The 17150-nt window shown below is 64.2% G+C and carries 10 protein-coding genes and 1 pseudogene; 5 read left to right on the forward strand and 6 right to left on the reverse strand.

Going from position 1 to position 17150, the window contains the following annotated elements; translation table 11 throughout:
- Positions 1–186 precede the first annotated feature (186 nt).
- On the reverse strand, positions 187–3819 hold the full coding sequence (locus tag DSM100688_RS07110) for a tetratricopeptide repeat protein (protein WP_420837492.1): 3633 nt from the start codon (positions 3817–3819) through the stop codon (positions 187–189).
- 104 nt (positions 3820–3923) lie between these two features.
- Here DSM100688_RS07110 and DSM100688_RS07115 point away from each other — a divergent pair, with 104 nt between their 5' ends.
- The 3 genes from DSM100688_RS07115 (at position 3924) to DSM100688_RS07125 (ending at position 9242) form a co-directional block, all read left to right on the forward strand.
- A complete protein-coding gene (locus tag DSM100688_RS07115; protein ID WP_152358516.1) occupies positions 3924–6155 on the forward strand; it encodes a hypothetical protein in 2232 nt (743 codons plus the stop codon).
- A 153-nt stretch (positions 6156–6308) separates the two neighbouring features.
- On the forward strand, positions 6309–8114 hold the full coding sequence (locus DSM100688_RS07120) for an aryl-sulfate sulfotransferase (RefSeq protein WP_152358454.1): 1806 nt from the start codon (positions 6309–6311) through the stop codon (positions 8112–8114).
- A 294-nt stretch (positions 8115–8408) separates the two neighbouring features.
- Positions 8409–9242: an ATP-binding cassette domain-containing protein gene (locus tag DSM100688_RS07125; RefSeq protein WP_152358455.1), complete on the forward strand. Its 834-nt coding sequence runs from the start codon at positions 8409–8411 to the stop codon at positions 9240–9242.
- 361 nt (positions 9243–9603) lie between these two features.
- Here the strand turns inward: DSM100688_RS07125 and DSM100688_RS07130 are convergent, their stop codons facing one another.
- Both DSM100688_RS07130 and ppgK read right to left on the reverse strand, forming a co-directional pair.
- Positions 9604–10770 carry a pyridoxal phosphate-dependent aminotransferase gene (locus DSM100688_RS07130; RefSeq protein ID WP_152358456.1) on the reverse strand — a complete coding sequence of 389 codons (1167 nt, stop codon included), beginning with the start codon at positions 10768–10770 and terminating at the stop codon, positions 9604–9606.
- Between the two features lie 283 nt (positions 10771–11053).
- On the reverse strand, positions 11054–11818 hold the full coding sequence (gene ppgK, locus DSM100688_RS07135; protein ID WP_152358517.1) for a polyphosphate--glucose phosphotransferase: 765 nt from the start codon (positions 11816–11818) through the stop codon (positions 11054–11056).
- 157 nt (positions 11819–11975) lie between these two features.
- On the opposite strand from ppgK, the gene DSM100688_RS07140 reads away from it, so the two are divergent.
- The gene (locus DSM100688_RS07140; RefSeq protein WP_152358457.1) at positions 11976–12761 is read left to right on the forward strand and encodes a nitroreductase family protein; all 786 of its coding nucleotides are present in this window, start codon (positions 11976–11978) and stop codon (positions 12759–12761) included.
- Positions 12762–12809: 48 nt separating this feature from the next.
- Here DSM100688_RS07140 and DSM100688_RS07145 read toward each other — a convergent pair whose 3' ends face one another.
- Positions 12810–13823: a glycosyltransferase family 2 protein gene (locus tag DSM100688_RS07145; RefSeq protein ID WP_152358458.1), complete on the reverse strand. Its 1014-nt coding sequence runs from the start codon at positions 13821–13823 to the stop codon at positions 12810–12812.
- A gap of 322 nt (positions 13824–14145) precedes the next feature.
- Here DSM100688_RS07145 and DSM100688_RS07150 point away from each other — a divergent pair, with 322 nt between their 5' ends.
- Positions 14146–15378: an ATP-binding protein gene (locus DSM100688_RS07150; protein ID WP_152358459.1), complete on the forward strand. Its 1233-nt coding sequence runs from the start codon at positions 14146–14148 to the stop codon at positions 15376–15378.
- Here the strand turns inward: DSM100688_RS07150 and DSM100688_RS12220 are convergent.
- Positions 15365–16216: an isopeptide-forming domain-containing protein gene (locus DSM100688_RS12220; RefSeq protein ID WP_152358460.1), complete on the reverse strand. Its 852-nt coding sequence runs from the start codon at positions 16214–16216 to the stop codon at positions 15365–15367. The two genes, DSM100688_RS07150 and DSM100688_RS12220, sit on opposite strands and share 14 nt — an antisense overlap.
- A 57-nt stretch (positions 16217–16273) precedes the next feature.
- Positions 16274–17107: pseudogene (locus tag DSM100688_RS07160) on the reverse strand (class C sortase); the annotation flags it as partial.
- Positions 17108–17150 lie beyond the last annotated feature (43 nt).

Below are 17150 nucleotides of genomic sequence, written 5' to 3' on the forward strand. Positions count from 1 at the left end.
TTTACCGGCACGGTTCCCGGGATCCAGCGCCGCCATCCCGGGAACCGGAAAACGCACATTACCGCACAATCGCACATGACAATTCGGCGGAACACCGCCCTGCAACGCTCGGGAACCGCACATAGCCGGTTCCCGGGATTTCCCGGCGCGCATCCCGGGAACCCCAGAAGCCCAGCCAGCCCCGCCTCACGCGTTGAGCGAGCGCAGGAACTGCGCCTGCACCACGTCGATGCCGTCGGAGTCGTCGTCGTTCATGCGCGCGCACGCCACGGACAGCGTGCGGGCGGGCACGAACATGCCCTCATCCACGGTCACGCGGGCCGCTTCGCGCATGATCGCCGCGACCTCGGTGTTCGGCCAGACCGGCAGGTCGTGCGCCATCAGTACGGCCTTGGCCGCTTCGACGCTGTCGGGCACGGGCACGCATTGCGAGTCGGCGCGCGCCACAAGCTCATGCAGCTCGCCCTCCAATGCGCCGATTTGCCCGGGACTGATGTGATCGCTCATGATATAGGCGGCCACGGCCACGTCGAACCGGTCGCGCATCCATTCGGCGTAGGCGAGCCGGTAGTAGGCGAAGGCGGCGTCGTCGCGGTCGAGCGCCACACGCAGCGCGTTGAGGCATGCGGCGCGCGCCAGATCCCAGTCCTCGGTGCGGGCCAGCTGCACCGCGAGTTTGAGATGCGACAGCGGGTAGGCGGGCGCGTAGGCGACCATCGCGTTGAGATGCGGCAGCGCCTCCTTGGGACCCTTGATCTGCGACAGCACGTCGGCGAGTTCCATGTGCGCGTAGAACAGATCGTCGGGGATGAGCACGGTCTGTTCGCCGGAGGTGGCGAACAGCCGGTTGTAGACGACGCGTTCCGCATAGGAGTTGAAGTACCGCGGCACGCCGGGGTTGTTGGCGTACATGAGGTCGAGCCGTTCGAGTTCCACCTCGATCATGTCGAAGGCCTGCTCCGCGTTGCCGGAGAACAGCAGGTCGCGAGCCTTGAGACGCGCCCGTTCGATGTCGTGCGTGAGCTGGAAGTCGAAGTCCGGCGTGTCCTCGCCGTCGATAAGCGCGCTCGTGACGCGCGGCGCGAGGGCGCTGAGCTCGGGGTCGGCGATGCGGTCGATGATGGCCATCGCGCGCTGCGCCTTGGCGACGGACAGCAGGTTCGGGTCGGCGGCGAGCCGGTGGAATTCGGCGACGCCGTGCTGCAGCAGGTCGGCCCGTTGGATGGACAGGTCGACGGCGTCGTGCGCGCCGAGCACGCGCGCCATATGCGGTTCGAACACCGTATCGGACAGTTCCGGCTCCTCCTGCGAGCCGGCCGGCGCGAACCGGTTGTCGCGCAGGTCGAAGCCCGGATTCACCGGCAGCAGCGCGCCGTGCTCGTCCATCTCCATGACGGCGTCGAACATGCGGTACGTGTCGATCGGATGCTCCAGTCCGTCCTCGCGCAGCCGTTCGAGCAGCGCCTCGCGGGTGAAGGTGACGGTGGCGAGCGTACGCACCGTAGGCGTGGTCTGCAGCGCGGTGAGCGGATCACCATCCGCGGAGCCGCCGTCGCCGACGCCGGCCGCCGCGGCGACGCCGAGCCCGTCCGCGCCGTCGCCGGTGGAGCCGAGGCCGTACGCCATGCCGGCGGTGTCCGTGGCGGCGGCATCCGTCGCACGATTGCCCTGCGGCATGTTGAACGCGACTTCGTCGAAGTCGAAGTCCTTCATAAGATCCTCGAACCGGCTGTCGACGGTGGCCTTGTCGGCGGTGTCCATGTCCGGATCGCCGTGCTCGGCCGATGCGGATGCCGTCGATCCGGCCGTGTCGTCCGACGTGCCCGATGCGCCGCCGTTCGCGACGTTGCCGGCGCCGACGACACCGTCCGTACCAACGACACCAGTATCGTCCGACGCGTCGGTCGTACCGGTGCCACTCGCGGCCGTACCGCCGTCGCCGTCGTCCATGGCCGGCATGGGCGTGCGCGTGGGATCGCCGTGGAAGTCGCCGTCCTTCGGCGCGGCCTTGCCGCCGCCGAGCGACACATCGCCGAACTGGCCGCGTTCGACCATGTGCATCATCTGGCCGACCGCACCGGAAATCGCCGTGTTCTGCTCCGCTACGGCCTCCTCCAGTCCGATCGAGTCGACGTGCAGCGATACCTGACGGATGCGGTCGTCCGCGCCGAACGCCATCGCGGCCATCATCAGGCCGACGCGCAGGTTGTAGGCGGCGCTCATCGACGCACGCTGGTCGGCGCTGAGGTCCTTCCACGCGTGGGTGTCGGCATCGTACCGGCTGGTGGGCATCATCGACGGTCCGGCGGTGGTGAAGCCGACGCCGACCAGTCCCGAATCGAGGTTCGATCGGAACTCCACGTCGAAACGGTATGGCAGTCGCAGCCGGCGCAGCAGCGTCGACATGGACTGTCGGTACAGCCATTCGGAGCCGTGGGACGCGGCATTGTCGGACTCACCGGCACCGGCACCCGCGCGGGTACCACTATCCGCTCCGCGTTCCTTATCGGCGATCCGCCGGGTCTGCGCCCGCGCCTCGTCGACCATGCGCAGGATGGCGTGCACGCCTTCGTCCGACGTCGGCAGCCCCGCGCCGACGCCGCCAGCCGTAGCCCCACCGTCCAGCGCTCCGGCATACGTCTCGTCGTGTTCGTTGGTCTTCAGCGCGATCAACGCCGGATTATGCAGCAGCATCCAGTCGATCTGCGCGGCCTGCGCGCGCGTGACCGTGTCCTCGGTGGGGTTGAGGCCGAGCCGCGCGTTGCGTTCGAGCCATGCGCTGACGGCGGCGAACCGGTTGAGGTTGCCTTCGATGCGCAGCGTCTGCAGCACGGCCGGGATCTGCAGTTCGGTGTCCCACGTGAAGAAGTAGTTGCCCGAATACGTGGAGGTGTACAGGTGCAGCGGTTCCGCGCCGTGCACCGCGTCGAGCCCGGTGGCGGGCTCGGGCGCGCGCACCTCATGCATGAGGTCGGCGAAATGGTCCTCAAGTCCGGAGGCGCGCATGCCGTGGGCGCGCGCGTCGAGCGTATCGCGCAGGCAGCGGCGGATCGCCCCGATCGGCGCCTCGCGGTTGAGCCGGCGGAAGATGTTGCCCGAGCCGAACCCGATGAGCGGCCCGCGCATCTGCGGCAGCAGGTAGGCGGCGAAGAACGCGATGGTGATCGCGTCGCGGTATTCCAGATCGTAGCGCATCGATGCCGGCAGCGCGGCGCGCACCTGTTCGAGCGTGTACCGGTTGTCGGTCTTGAGCCACGAGGCGAGCCAGGTGAGCCGACCGGTGTCGTCGCGTCCGACGATGCCGCCCTGCACCACGGTGAGTATGCGCGGCGCATCGGACGCCCCGGAGGTCTGGTGGCCGAACCGTGGTCCGTCGGGCAACTTCAGCTCGCCCTCCTTGCCGAACAGGAACCGCGGCTGCATGTCGTGCGTGTCCATCGCCGGATCGGTGCCGGCGAACACCCGTCCCTGGGTGTCGGCGAGCGCGATCTGCGAGAAGTGCGCGCGGTCGGTGAACGCGCCGAGCGAGAGCACGCTGCCGCCGGCCTTGCCGGGCAGCTGCGCCCAGCCGAGCGTGAGTCCTTCGGGCACGCCGTCGAAGCCGTCGATCAGATGGCGGCGCACGAGCGGCCCGAGCGTGATGGCGTGGTCGGCGAGCGCCTTGAGCATGTCGCCGTTGGCGTTGAGCGCGGCCTCGAACGGGTTGCCGGATGCCGGCTTCGCGCCGCGCACGGCCGCGTCAAGGGAACGCACCAGCCGGTTGATCGCGGCCGGCACGCCGCGGCCATGATTCCTATGGTGTGGTGTGTACGTGGGCATGCCCCACATTCTTCCAATCCAGCCCGACATGGGGCCGGAAATGAAGCCGATAGAATAATGGGGTGTCTGCTACGTTCCGTCGTCCTGTGATCCGCCCGCGCACGATGCTGGTGGCCTGTGTGGCCATGCTGCTCATCGCGCTGCTCGAGTGCGCCGTGTTCAACCTGCCGTTTTGGACCACGCTGTCGGCGAGCGCCGATTCGTCGGCCGCCGAGAACACGCTCGGCCCCGGTCTGGAGCGCACCGACGACGGGCTGCTCAGGGTGACCGATCCGACGCGGGCGTGGCTTGAGGTCAAGGCGGACGGTTCGTCGCCGTATGCGCGCGTGGATACGGTCGATGTGAGTCACGGCGCATGGCTGACCCAGCAGGATCGTCTGACGTGGACGTTCCATCTGCGCGTGGACGCGAACGGCCGGGCGGGCCGTGTGCAGCAGACGGCGTATGCGTCGCGTCGTTCGGCGTACATCCGCACCGACGGCGCGTCCGGCATGCTGCGCATCTGGGTGCAGGAGCGGCAGGGCGCGCTGCTGCCGATCCGGGCGGTGCGTGCGAACGTGCATGTGGCGTTCGCGTGGAGTTGGCCGCGGGTGGCGGCGCTGGCGTGCGTGGCGGCGCTGATGCTGCTGTGCCGGCCGGGGTCGCGGCTGTGGCGCACGCGGCTCGATCCGGCCGATCCGTTGCAGCGGCGGTGGCTGGCGTTGACGTTGGCGCCGTTCGCCGCATTGTCGTTGGGCGTGGTCGTCTGGCAGGCGGCCGTGGCCGGTCCGCTGGTGTTCCACAACACGAACGGCTACACGTATGATTACGACCAGTACGCGCATGTGGCGGACGCGCTGCTGCACGGCCATGCATGGCTGGATCTGCCGGTGCCGCACGAGTTGGCGCAGGCGGCGAATCCGCATGCCATCGCGACGCGGGAGCGGCTGATGGCGGATGGCGTGTCGCCGATCTACTGGGATTATGCGTTCTTCGACGGCCATTGGTATTCGTATTTCGGCGTGGTGCCGGCGGTGCTGCTGTTCCTGCCGTATCAGGCGGTCACGTCGCTGTGGGTGGACGGCGGGCTGCGGTTGCCGTCGGCGGCGGCCGACGTGCTGTTCATGTTCGGGTTTCTGGCGTTCGCCTGCCTGTTGACGGTGCGGCTGGTGCATCGGCTGTCGCCACGCGCCTCGCTTGGTTCGGCGACGATGGCGTGCGCGATGCTGCTGCTGGGATCGAACGCGTGCTATCTGTGGTTCCGTACGAATTTCTATTCGGTGCCGATCGCCGCGTCGATGATGTTCACGTGTCTGGGATTATGGCTGTGGATGGGTGCGATCCGGCCGTCGCGAGCCGTCGCAGCCGTCGAATCGGATGACGGAGACGTCGCGGCCGCCGACGATCCGACGATCGCCGCGGACTGGTCGGGCGCCGCTCCCCTGTCGCTGCCGCATCTGGCCGGCGGCGCGGCGTGCATCGCGGCGAATTTCGGATGCCGTCCGCCGTTCGTGCTCTCCGCGCTGCTTGCTTTCCCGCTGTTCTGGCCGCAGATCACGGGATTGGCATCCGCGGTCATGCGCGACCGTTCGCGGCTGCGCTTCCCCGCGTTGTTGCGCACGTTGCGTGCGCCGTTGGCGATCATCGTGCCGGCGCTGATCGTGGTCGTCCCACTCATGGCCTACAATGCGGCGCGTTTCGGCAGCATCCTCGACTTCGGCAGCGCCTATCAGATGACGGTCACCGACATGACGAACTTCCGTCTGCCCGCAGCCGACATCCCCTACATGATCATCTACTATCTGTTCTTGCCGCTGCGGTTCTCCCACGCGTTCCCGTTCCTGTCGATCCAGCCGACGCCGCTGCCCGAATGGGGATTCACCGAGGCGATGGTCGGCGGCCTGTTCACGTTGTGCCCGCTGTTGCTGCTCGCACTGCTGTTGCCGCGTATCCGCCGCCGTCTGCCGCAACCGTATCGGGCGACCGCCCTGTTCGCGCTGGCGCTCGGTCTGGCCATTGTGGTGGTCGATGTCGTCGAAGGCGGATTGGGATGGCGGTACATGGCCGATTTCGGATGGCTGATCTGTCTGGCCGCCATGCCGGTGCTGATGCGGCTGTTGGAAGGCCCGCGGGTGTTCGATCCGCTTGACCCGGAGGAACTCGAGGAGGCCGAATATCCACGCACATCGCTGTGGAGGCGGGCCATCCGGCTGCTGGTGCTGCTGGTCATGCTGTACGCGCTTGCCGTGACGGTCGCCTCGTGCTTCGTGCCGGGCCGCGACGATTCGCTCGATCACAACGCGCCGGCCGTGTTCTACGAAGTGAGATCCTGGTTCACGATGCTCGGCCTGAGCTGACGGTCGCATCCGAACGCCCGGACCGGTATCGTTCAGCGAATCCCCAGCCATATCGCGGAACGCTCCCAGTACCCGCCACGCGTTTCTCCAAGCTCGAGATCATACTAATGGACGATAGTCAATCATCCGCATCCCTGCTACGAAGAACCGCCCATGACCATCACGCACCCGCCGCAACCGTCCTCCCCCATCCGACACACCGCCGTCCGCACGATCGCCGTCCGTGCCGTCGCCGCGACGCTCGCCTGCATCGTCGCCATCGGCCTGAGCCTGCTCAGCCAGAACGACGTCGACGCGGCCATCCGTCAGAACCGCATCGCCCAGCTCAACGCGCGCATCGAGAACATCTACACCGCCGACTATCAGCAGATGGCCGAGGAGAACCTCGTCAAGGCGCGCGACAAGGAGACCCATACCGTCGACAACATCTTCGTCGCCGACAACCCGTACGGCACCAACACCACGTCACTGTACGTCTACTTCACCTCGCACTACGCCACCAAGGTCACGTACACCGTGTCCGCGGACGGCTACCCCGACTTCACCGCCGAAGCGAACCAGGGCGACGACGAGTACGTCAAGGAACACGAATTCCTCGTGCTCGGCCTCATCCCGGACGTCGAGAACACCATCACGCTGACGATCACCGACGAAAGCGGCCTCGACACCGACTACACGATCACCCGCAAGGGGCCGTCGCTGCTCGGCACCGAAGCCGTGCGACTCGAACAGACCGACGGCAGTCTCGACACGACCGCCGCGTTCGCGTCGTCCGCATCATCCACGTCGTCTACATCCACGTCGGCGTCCACGTCCGCGTCGGCGACGGACTCGACGACCACCGCATCCGAGATCACGCAACAGCTCGGCAACGGCCTGTACGCCATCCTCGGCAACGACAGCGACGAGCAGGACTTCATGTACTACTACGACACGTACGGCGTGCTGCGCGGCGAAGTGCCGGTCAAGTACTACCGTTCGCACCGTCTGCTGTTCGACGACGACGGGCTCATGTGGTTCTCCGCGTCCACGCACACGATGGTCGGCATGAACCGGCTCGGCAAACTCGAGAAGATCTACGATCTCGGTGGCGACTTCATCCTCCACCACGACTACGCGCTCGACGCGGACGGCAACATCGTGCTGCTCGCCACCGACCTCGGCCGAAGCGACCACGCCGTGCAGGACCAGGTCGTCAAACTCGACACGACCACCGGCAAGACCACGCTGCTGCTCGACTTCGGCACCATGTTCGCCGGCTACAAGTCCACCACCGACCATTCCGGCATCGACGAATCCGATCCGACCGCCACGAACCGCTGGGACTGGCTGCACTGCAACACGATCCAGCTATTGCCCGACGGCTCCGCGCTGTTCTCCGCGCGCGAGACGTCCACCATCATCAAGGTGAACGACCTCGAAGGCACGCCCACGCTCGCGTACATGATCGGCGAGAGTTCCGTGTGGGACGGCACCGGTTATGCGTCCGCGTTCCTCACCAAGGACGGCGACTTCGGCGACACCGGCGGCCAGCATTCGATCACGTACGTGGCCGACGACTCGCTCGCCGACGACCAGTACTACCTGTACATGTTCGACAACAACTACGGCTACGCGATGACCCGCCCCGACTACGACTGGACCGTAATCGACGGGATCAGCACCGCCGGCTCGTCCAAGGACGCGGACTCGCGCTCGCAGTACCGCCGCTATCTGGTGGACGAGCACGCGGGCACGTACACCGAGGTCGCGTCGTTCGACGTGCCGTACTCGCCGTACGTGAGCTCGGCGCAGGAGTTGAGCAACGGGAACATCCTGATCGACACGGGCATGCAGGGGCTGTTCGGCACGTACACGGCCGACGGCGAGCTGCTCGCGCAGTACCGGATGGCGCTCAATACGGCGTATATCTACCGTGTGTATCAGTACGACTTCAAGGGCTTCTACTTCGCCGCGTGACGGGGCGGCGGGGGCGACAGTCTGAGGCGACGACCCCGCACTTCGCCGGTCTCGGGGCGTCAGCGTGGCTAACCAAGGGATGCCCACTCGCAGCTCTTGTCTTGGCATCTGTAATCGTCACTCTGTAATCGTCACTCAGTGCGCGCAATCACGACATCCGCGCGCACTGAGTGACGTTTCGCCCGCCCAAACCATCACTGCGTGCGCGCCCACGTCACGATTGCGCGCACTGAGTGACGATTACGGACGCTACCGCACACCGGACCGGCCGCGACCGCACTACACTGGGGAGTCATGGGACTGTTTGATGCATTGTTCGGGGGACGTGCGGCGGCTGATCGTCCGTCGTCGATGACGTTCGTGATGGATGGCGCCGGGCACCGGTACGAGGACGGCAATGTCGGACTGCTGCCGACGACGCTCACGATCGGGCCGGACACGCGACGCGTGGCGGTGATCGGACTGAACGGCTCGGGCAAGACGACGCTGCTCAAGCTGCTCGACGGCGCGCTGACCGCGTCGGCCGGCACGGTGGCGGTCATGTCGCATCGTGACGGCGGTACGGCGAACGACGACGAAGTACTTAATCCGGCGGTCAAACGCGATCTGAAACGCATCGAGGATCTGGTCGGCCGCGTGCGGCGTGAGGAGATTCCGAACAGCTACTATCAGGCGGCGGACATCCGTGAGGCGATCGATCAGCCGTTGAAGAAGCACAAGGTGCCCGAGTCGGAGCGGCAGCAGATCATCGGCGATCTATTCGCGCATTTCGATCTGACGTCGGTGGCGCGCGAGCCGGCCAGCGCGTTGGACAGCGAGAAGCGGCATCTGTTGGCGATCGCGTCCGCGTTGAGTTTCTCCCCTGCCGCGATCGTGGCCGACGAGCCAACCAAGGGACTGGACGAGATCGGATCGGCGCATGTGGCGCGCGCGTTGTTCAGCTATGACCGGCAGGTCGTGTTCGCCACGCATGATGTTGATCTGATCCAGCGACCGGAGTACGCGATCGACCGCACGTTGGTGTTGGACGATCATCAGTTGGTCTTCGACGGATCCCCTGCCGACGCCGCGGCGTTCTACGCCGATCTCATCCGGCGCAAGTACGAAGCCGCCAAGGCGGCCCGCTGATTCCCTACTTCGGGTTTTCATCCCTCCCCTTGACGGACATCCAGCCGATTCCAACGATGTAATCGGCTGGTTGTCCGTCAAGGGAAGAACGGCAGTCGGGAGGGACGGCAGGTCGACACCCTCCCAAAGCAGGCGTTCCTTTTCCCTAGCGAACAACTGTCCCTTTCAACGGACAACCAGCCGATTTCGGTATCTAAATCGGCCAGTTGTCCGTCAGGGGAAGATGAAGTCGACCTCTGCGTATTCTCCCGACAGCACCTCCCCTCAACGGACATACAGCCGATTACATCGTTGGAATCGGCTGTATGTCCGTTAAGGAGTCGGTACTATGTACTCCTGCTGAAAGTCATGACGATGACGGTCACAGCAGCGCGTCCACCGTGTCGAGCACGGCGCGCACGTTGCGCTCGAACTCGTCCGGCTCGGGCAGCAGGGAGATCGCCAGATACCCGTTCGACGTCATATCGAAGAAGTACCCCGGCTGACCGGAGATGCAGTACCGGTCGATCATCGCCAATACCAACTCATTCTCGTCGATCACGCTCGGCACGCGCAGCAGCACGTTCCAGCCGCCCTCGGCCCGCAGCACGCTCACCAGTCCATGCTCGTCCGCATCCAGCAGCCGGTGCAGCAACGCGAGATTGCCACGCACCCGCCCGCGCACACGATCCGTCTGCGGCACTGCCGCGTCCAGCAACGCCGGAATCTGCCGCGCGATGATGTCGCTCATCGGCAGATAGTCGTCGGCGATCACGTCGAGCCGCCGCTGCGCCTCAGTCACGTCATCGGCCGGACCAGATATCTGGATCCAACCGACCTTCGCGTGCGGTGCGGCGAGCATCTTCGAGAACCCGTCCAATGCGAACGTAAGCACGCCGCGCTCCCCCGCGAGCCGCGCGTTGCCATCGAACGGTTCGAGTGCATAGTCGTAGAACACCTCGTCGGCGATGATCGCAATGCCCCGCTCGCGGCACAGCGCAACGATTCGCTCACGTTCGGACGGCTTGACATACGAACCGGTCGGATTGTTCGGATTGATGAGTACCAGCGCACGAATACGTTCGCCGTGCTCGCCATCCAGCAGCGACTCCAGTTCGGCGACGTCGATGTACCACGAACCGTCGAACCGCAGTTGGTATTCGACCGTGTCCACGCATTCGAGCCGCGCGATCGACTCGATGAGCGGATAGCCGGGTTTCGGGGCGAGCACCGCGTCGCCCGCGTCGCACAGCAGCTTGATGAGCCACGAGTAGGCCTCCGACGTGGAGCTGAGGATGTACAGGCGGTCCGGGTCGACTGCGGCGCCGCCGTAGGTCGCGCTCAGGAACCCGGCCAACGCCTCACGAGCCGCACGCTGCCCGCGCGGGTCGGCGGTATACGTCTCCGGAACCAGCGCCGGGGCCAGACCATGCCGGGTGGGGTTGGAATCGTTGAGTTTGCCGAGCGTCACGCCGCGTCGCTTGGCGTCGGCTTCGGCCGCGGCGATCGGATTCGGTGCGCTGATATCGACTCGTGAGGAAAATCGCATGGCTGCCAGTCTAGCCGCGCAACAAGAAAACGTGCCCGTCGCCGCACTATCTTCCGCCGTACGGTCGTCGCGTGGCGGAAAACGCTCGCTGATCATTCACTCAGCGAGCGAAAACCGCCACTCGGATCACGTCGTGGCAGAAATCGCTCGCTGACGGTACGTTCAGCGAGCGATTTCTGCCACGACGCACGACGACATACGCGACGCAATAAAAAAACTCCCCCGGAAACGAGGGAGCCAGTGAATGCTCACGCGAGAACAGCCATACCCGCTGCCGGGTAGCTCACTGCTTGGTGCTGGCGTAGTACGCGGCACCGACGATGCCGGCCTCGTTGCGCAGCTTGGCGGGCACGATCGGCGTCTTGATGTCGATGTACGGCAGGAACTTGTCGCTCTGACGGCTCACACCGCCGCCGACCACGAACAGGTCTGGGTTGAAGTACTTCTCCATGAGGCCGTAGTACTTGGTGAGGCGCTTGGCCCACTTCTTGTAGCCGAGCTCCTTCTGCTCGCGCACGCCGGAGGACGCGTACTTTTCGGCGTCGGGATGCTTCTCGTCGAGGATGATGTGGCCGAGCTCGGTGTTCGGCACCAGCGTGCCGTTCATGATGAGCGCGGTGCCGATGCCGGTGCCGAGCGTCGTGGCGATGACCAGGCCGTTCTGGCCCTTGGCCGCACCGTACTGCTGTTCGGCGAGGCCCGCCGCGTCCGCGTCGTTGACGACGACGACCGGGCGGCCGCACGCTTCGGAGAAGACCTCGGTCACGTCGACGCCGATCCACGACTGGTCGAGGTTGGCCATGAAGTCGAGCTTCTGGCCGGGCTTGATCGGCGCGGGGAACGCGATGCCGACCGGAGCGGAGGCCGGCACGTCGAAGTGGTCGAGCTGCTGGCGCACGATCGCGGCGACGGCCTGCGGGGTGGACACGGCCGGGGTGAGGATCTTCAGACGCGGTTCGGCGAACTCGCCCTTTTCGAGATCGACCGGGGCGGCCTTGATGCCGGAGCCGCCGATGTCCACGCCAAACGCCTGTGCTGTCTCAATCATCATTGACCTCTCTTTCCATACGTTCCCATCGGAACACGATATCGAACCGGTATGGGCATTGTATAACGCAAGCCGGCCGACACGCGCCGCGCATCCCACGGCGCAAAACAGGGCAACGTTGATCCGCGGCACCGGTTCCGTGCGATAATCGGGAGGTATGACAGAACATACGCAACTCATTGACGCCATCAACATCCGCACTTCGGTGCGCGCGTACGACAAGGATCCGATCGACGACGACACGGCCCGTCAGCTCACCATGACGATCGACGCGGTGAACACGCTCGCCGACACGCATCTGCAGCTCGTCCTGAACCAGCCGAAGGTGTTCGAGGCGGCGAACGCGTCCGGGCATCTGACGAACGCGGCGAACTACATCGCGCTCGTCGAACCGAAGGACGATCCCGAAGCGCGCGAACGCGCCGGCTTCTACGCGGAGCGCGTGGTATTGGCCGCGACGCTGCGCGGGCTGGGCACGCTGTGGGTCGGCGGTAGTTGGGATCGTGAGGAGGCGGCGCGGCACTGCCGCATCGGCCGCGGCGAGGAGGCGTACCTGTGTGTCGTGATCGGCTATCCGGAGCATCACCTGTCGTATCAGGCGAAGTCGTATGACGAACTGACCGCATTCCAGCGGTCGCATCGGCCGACGAAGACGTTCGCGCAGTTCACGGCCGGCATGACCGATGAGGAGCGGGCGGCCGCGCCGGCGTGGTTCACGGCGGGCGTCGAGGCGGCGATGAAGGCGCCGAGCGCGATGAATCGTCAGCCGATCACGTTCACGTACAATGCAGCGGATGATACGGCGGCCGCGCATATTGATCCGGCCGAAGACTATCGCGAGACGCTCAACGATCTGGGCATCGCGAAGCTGCACTTCCAGATCGGCGCCGGCTCCGGCGAATGGGCGTGGGGCGACGGCGGGCTGTTCATTCACAAGCAGTAACATCGTCGCGTTACGCCGGCCCCGGCCGTGCCGGCTCCGGCCGCACCCCTACTTGAGCGGCGGCATCGGCTGCCAGTGCGGATCGTGCATGAGCTTGCGGGAATCCCACCAGCCCTTGGCGATCTGCACGAGGCCGGTCCGCACGTGCTCACGGTCGACCATCACGAGGCGGATGACCTCCTTCGCGGCGGTCGCCGCCGTGCCCACCGCGAACAGGAACGGGCGGAAGTCGCCGTGCGCCATGAAGTAGCGGGCCATGTAGCCGCGGTTGCGCATGATGTGGTACCGGTTCATATCCGAGGTCGAATTGAGCTGACGCAGCCCCGCGATGTCCCAGTTGCCGATCTCGCGTGTGCGGCGCAGCACGACGTCGGGCACGATGATCGGGTTGGTGACCTTGCTGGCGAGGTAGCCGTAGATCGTATCGTCCCAGTAGATGAAGAAGCGCGGGTCCGGCAGGCCGATCTTCTCGACGATGCGACGGCGGAACAGGCCACCCTCGAAGCACAGCGTGTCCATGACGCGGTAGCCGGCGCGGCCGAACGCAGCGGGCGCGATCGGGTTCGGGATGCCGAGCGGCACGATGAAATCGTACTGCCAGTAGAACGGGCCGCCGTCGAAGTCGTAGCGGCTGCCTTGGATCACGTCGTGGCGCGGCGTCCACTTGGCGAGCTTTTCGATGCCGTCGGGTTCGACGGCCACGTCGTCGTCCATCACCCAGAACCATTCGGCGCCGAGTTCGTACGCCTTCTTCACGCCGGCGGAGAAGCCGCCCGCGCCGCCGAGGTTGGCGGTCTGCGGCGCGTACACGACGCGCGTCTCGTTGCCGCTCGCGTCGGCCACGGTGGTGCCCCACTGGCGGGTGATGCGCGCGGAGAAGTCCTCGACCATGCCGCGCGTCTCGTCGGAGTGCTCGTTGTCGACGATGACGATGCGCCACGGCGCGACGGTCAGTCGTTCGATCGAATCGAACAGTTTGGTCAGCAGCTGCTGGCGCTTGTAGGTGACGACGACGATCGCCAGTTTCTCGATACTCTTCTTTGCGGCATGCTTTTCGCTCATGCGTTCCATTGTATGCACGATATGCGCGTGTCCCCATACAAGGGTTGCGAAGAACATGGGAGAAGGCACGTACCGCAAATGTTATCCGAACCATAGCACAGCCCGGACCGCACAGATCCGTCCATCATCGCAGCTCGTCGATCCTCATCTCCCGCAGGTGAAGATTCACATCAATCTTCATCGAATACGAATGAAGATGAATTTATCTCAGATCAGAACACGGCATATCAACATGAACCATCTTTGCGACAGTCAGAAAGTCCTTTCCCGGGGGCAAAATTGATGAAAATGCAATTTTGCCCCCGGGAAGAAGGAAATAACTGTGTCGCTGTACCCGCGAGAACACTATCTGAAGCGACTGCGGCCTTTCTTCGCCGACACCGGATTGATCAAGGTAATCACCGGCATCCGAAGGTGCGGCAAGTCATCTCTGATGGCATGCATCGCCGACGAGCTTCGTCAGAGAGGCACCGCCGAACGGAACCTCGTATTCCTGAACCTGGATAGCCGAGGACTCCGTTCCGTGACGACTCCGGACGATCTTGATCACATCATCGAAGAACGAGTCCCCGACAATGGACTTACCTACCTGTTCATCGACGAAGTGCAAAACGTCAAGGGCTTTGAGACGGTAATCAACGCATACCGCGAAGACGGACGATTCTCCATCTTCATTACCGGGTCGAATTCATATCTGCTATCCGGAGAATTGGCGACCAAACTCACCGGTCGGTATGTGGAATTGGAAATGTATACGCTTTCCTACTGCGAATACCTCGGCATGCTGCATTTCTTCGGCATGCAGACCGAAAGCGGTATGGCATCATTCACCGAATATCTGACATATGGCGGATTCCCGAAAGCATTGGAGTATACCGATCCCGACGCCAAAGCCCTGTATATTCAGGATGTCATCCGGCAGATTTTCGAAAAAGACATCACCGCTCACAGTCGAATCACGAATCGGGACACATTTGAGCGCGTGCAATCATATCTGATCAACAATTACGCATCCCCCACGAATCTGACACGTATCGTGCAGTATCTGCAGCACAGCGAACATATATCAATCAAACGGGAAACTCTCGCCAAGTACGTGCGCATGCTCGAAAATGCCAAGATCCTGTATAAGTGTCCTCGTTTCGATTTGAGGTCACGCAAATCACTGCGCGGCGGAGAAAAATACTATCTTGCGGACCCTGGCGTCTACTTCGCTCGTAACATCGATACAAGACTGAGCTATGGGCCATCGCTGGAGAACGCCTTGTATCTACACCTACGAGCCAAGGGATACGAAGTCAGCGTAGGAAAGATCGGCAAACTGGAATGCGATTTCATCGTACGCAAACGCAGTCAATACGCGTATATTCAGGTATCGATGAGCGTACTTGACCCGCAGGTCGAGGAGCGGGAGTATCGACCGTTTACGATGATTCGTGAATCATATCCCCGATACCTGTTCACGCTCGACCAGCTGCCGTTGCAGCGAGACGGTGTCCGTCACCGCAATCTCATGGAGTTTCTTGCGGATGATGGAGATATCAATTTCGACTGACAGTGTGCCGACTGTTCATCGAAGAGCCGGAGGATTGCCGCCCGCGGCGCAGGTCGCGGATGATGAGGGCGGTGACGGTCAGGGCGATGGCGGCGAGGGCGATGACGCTGACGGCGGCGCCGGTGTTGGCGGGGGTCTTCGGGGTGGACTGGCTGCCCGGCGTGGTCGGCTGAGTCGGTTTGCTCGGCTCGCTCGGATTATTCGGCTCGGGAGACGGATTCGGCGACGGATTCGGGTTCGGCGGGGTGATGCCGCCGTTGTCGCTGAATTTGGGTTCGGCGGTGACGGCGTACGTCGGCGTGCCGCTGTTGGTTTCGGGCACGGCGACGAGGAACGGGTCGCAGTCGTACCGTTGGTTGGCGGAGGCGACGGCGGTGCGTGCGATCAGGTAGATGCCGGCGTCGAGATCGGTGAAGTACGTGCGCCCGGCGCCGTCGGTGACGCCGGTTTCGGCGTACTGACGGTGTTTGGTCACGTATGCGTCGAGCTGTTTGGCGGCGGCGTTGAGCTCGGATGACGTGAGTTTGGCCCAGTCCCGATCGAATGACGAGAACGGCTTGAGCGTATGGAACGCGCGGATGGCGCCGGTGTCGGCGTCGAGTTCGGCGGAGGCGATGCGTACGATGGCGTAGGTGTCGCCGGCGAGCGCGGTCTGGCCGTCGGCGCCGCGGTCCCATTGCGCGTCGATGGTGATGCTGCCGACCGGTGCGGCCTGTGCGACGCGCACGGGTGCCGCGATGATGACGAATATCAGCATGGACAGTGCCGTGACGATGGCGAGGAGCACGCCGCACAGGCGTGCGGCGATGCCTCGTTGCCCGTTTCGCATTTCAGCCATGTGTGGCCTCTCCTTTCGTGATGTGATGGGTTATTGCGCGCTGTGCCGCGCGACGAAGCGTCGTTCGCTGCGCCACCGGTAGACGCGCCACCCGATGAGCAGTGCGATCAGTCCGAGCGCCGGCAGCAGGTATTGCAGCGGAATGTCGACGTGGAACGTCGGTTTCGCGTCGTCGGCCTGCTCGGGCGTGTACGGGACGCGGTGCGCACGTACGAGCAGACGGTGCGTGTTGACCGCGTACGGCGTGCAGGTGATGAGCGTGACCAGGTCCTTGCCGTGTTCGATGGCGAGTTCCTTGGTGTCGGTAGGCAGGACCGTGGTGATCTTGTCGACCTGATAGGCGTAGGTGTCTTTGAGAATCTTGATGTAGAACTTGTCGCCGGTTTTCATCAGATTCAAGTCGGTGAACAGTTTCGCCGTGGGGAGTCCGCGATGGCCGGAGAGCGCCGCGTGCGTGGATGCGCCGCCGACCGGCAGCGAAGTCCGTTCGAGATGACCGACGCCGACCTGCAACACTTCCTCGGAGGTGCCGTGGTAGATCGGCATGGTTTCCTTGAGTCGCGGAATGGTGAGGTAGCCCATCATGCCGTCGCCGTTCACGTTGAGGAGTTTCATGTACTCGGCGTCCGTCGCCTCGGTGTCGACCGCACCGGCGAGAGCGTCGGTCAGTCCGGAACTTTCGGCGGCGAGACGCGCGTTGTATTGGTGGACAACGTCGAGTATCTGCCGGTACTGTTCGTCGGAGAGCGCTTCGACTTTCGCGTCGTAGTTGGTGACCGCGCGGGACGCGTTCTTCATGACGAGGAAGTTGCTGATCGTCGGATAGAACAGCACGAGCAGTCCTATCGCGATGATCACCAGCGGCATGAGGCCGCGCAACTTCCTGATCATGAATCTCCTTGTATGACACTCTCAGCTCCCCTCGTTGAGAGGA

This window comes from Bifidobacterium ramosum (assembly GCF_009299505.1).
GTDB classification, from domain to species: domain Bacteria; phylum Actinomycetota; class Actinomycetes; order Actinomycetales; family Bifidobacteriaceae; genus Bifidobacterium; species Bifidobacterium ramosum.

Coding starts and splice junctions, on each gene's coding strand:
- DSM100688_RS07110 (WP_420837492.1), bottom strand. CDS start 3,819: ATGCCCACGTACACACCACACCATAGGAATCATGGCCGCGGCGTGCCG.
- DSM100688_RS07115 (WP_152358516.1), top strand. CDS start 3,924: ATGCTGGTGGCCTGTGTGGCCATGCTGCTCATCGCGCTGCTCGAGTGC.
- DSM100688_RS12220 (WP_152358460.1), bottom strand. CDS start 16,216: ATGGCTGAAATGCGAAACGGGCAACGAGGCATCGCCGCACGCCTGTGC.
- DSM100688_RS07140 (WP_152358457.1), top strand. CDS start 11,976: ATGACAGAACATACGCAACTCATTGACGCCATCAACATCCGCACTTCG.
- DSM100688_RS07120 (WP_152358454.1), top strand. CDS start 6,309: ATGACCATCACGCACCCGCCGCAACCGTCCTCCCCCATCCGACACACC.
- ppgK (WP_152358517.1), bottom strand. CDS start 11,818: ATGATTGAGACAGCACAGGCGTTTGGCGTGGACATCGGCGGCTCCGGC.
- DSM100688_RS07125 (WP_152358455.1), top strand. CDS start 8,409: ATGGGACTGTTTGATGCATTGTTCGGGGGACGTGCGGCGGCTGATCGT.
- DSM100688_RS07145 (WP_152358458.1), bottom strand. CDS start 13,823: ATGAGCGAAAAGCATGCCGCAAAGAAGAGTATCGAGAAACTGGCGATC.
- DSM100688_RS07130 (WP_152358456.1), bottom strand. CDS start 10,770: ATGCGATTTTCCTCACGAGTCGATATCAGCGCACCGAATCCGATCGCC.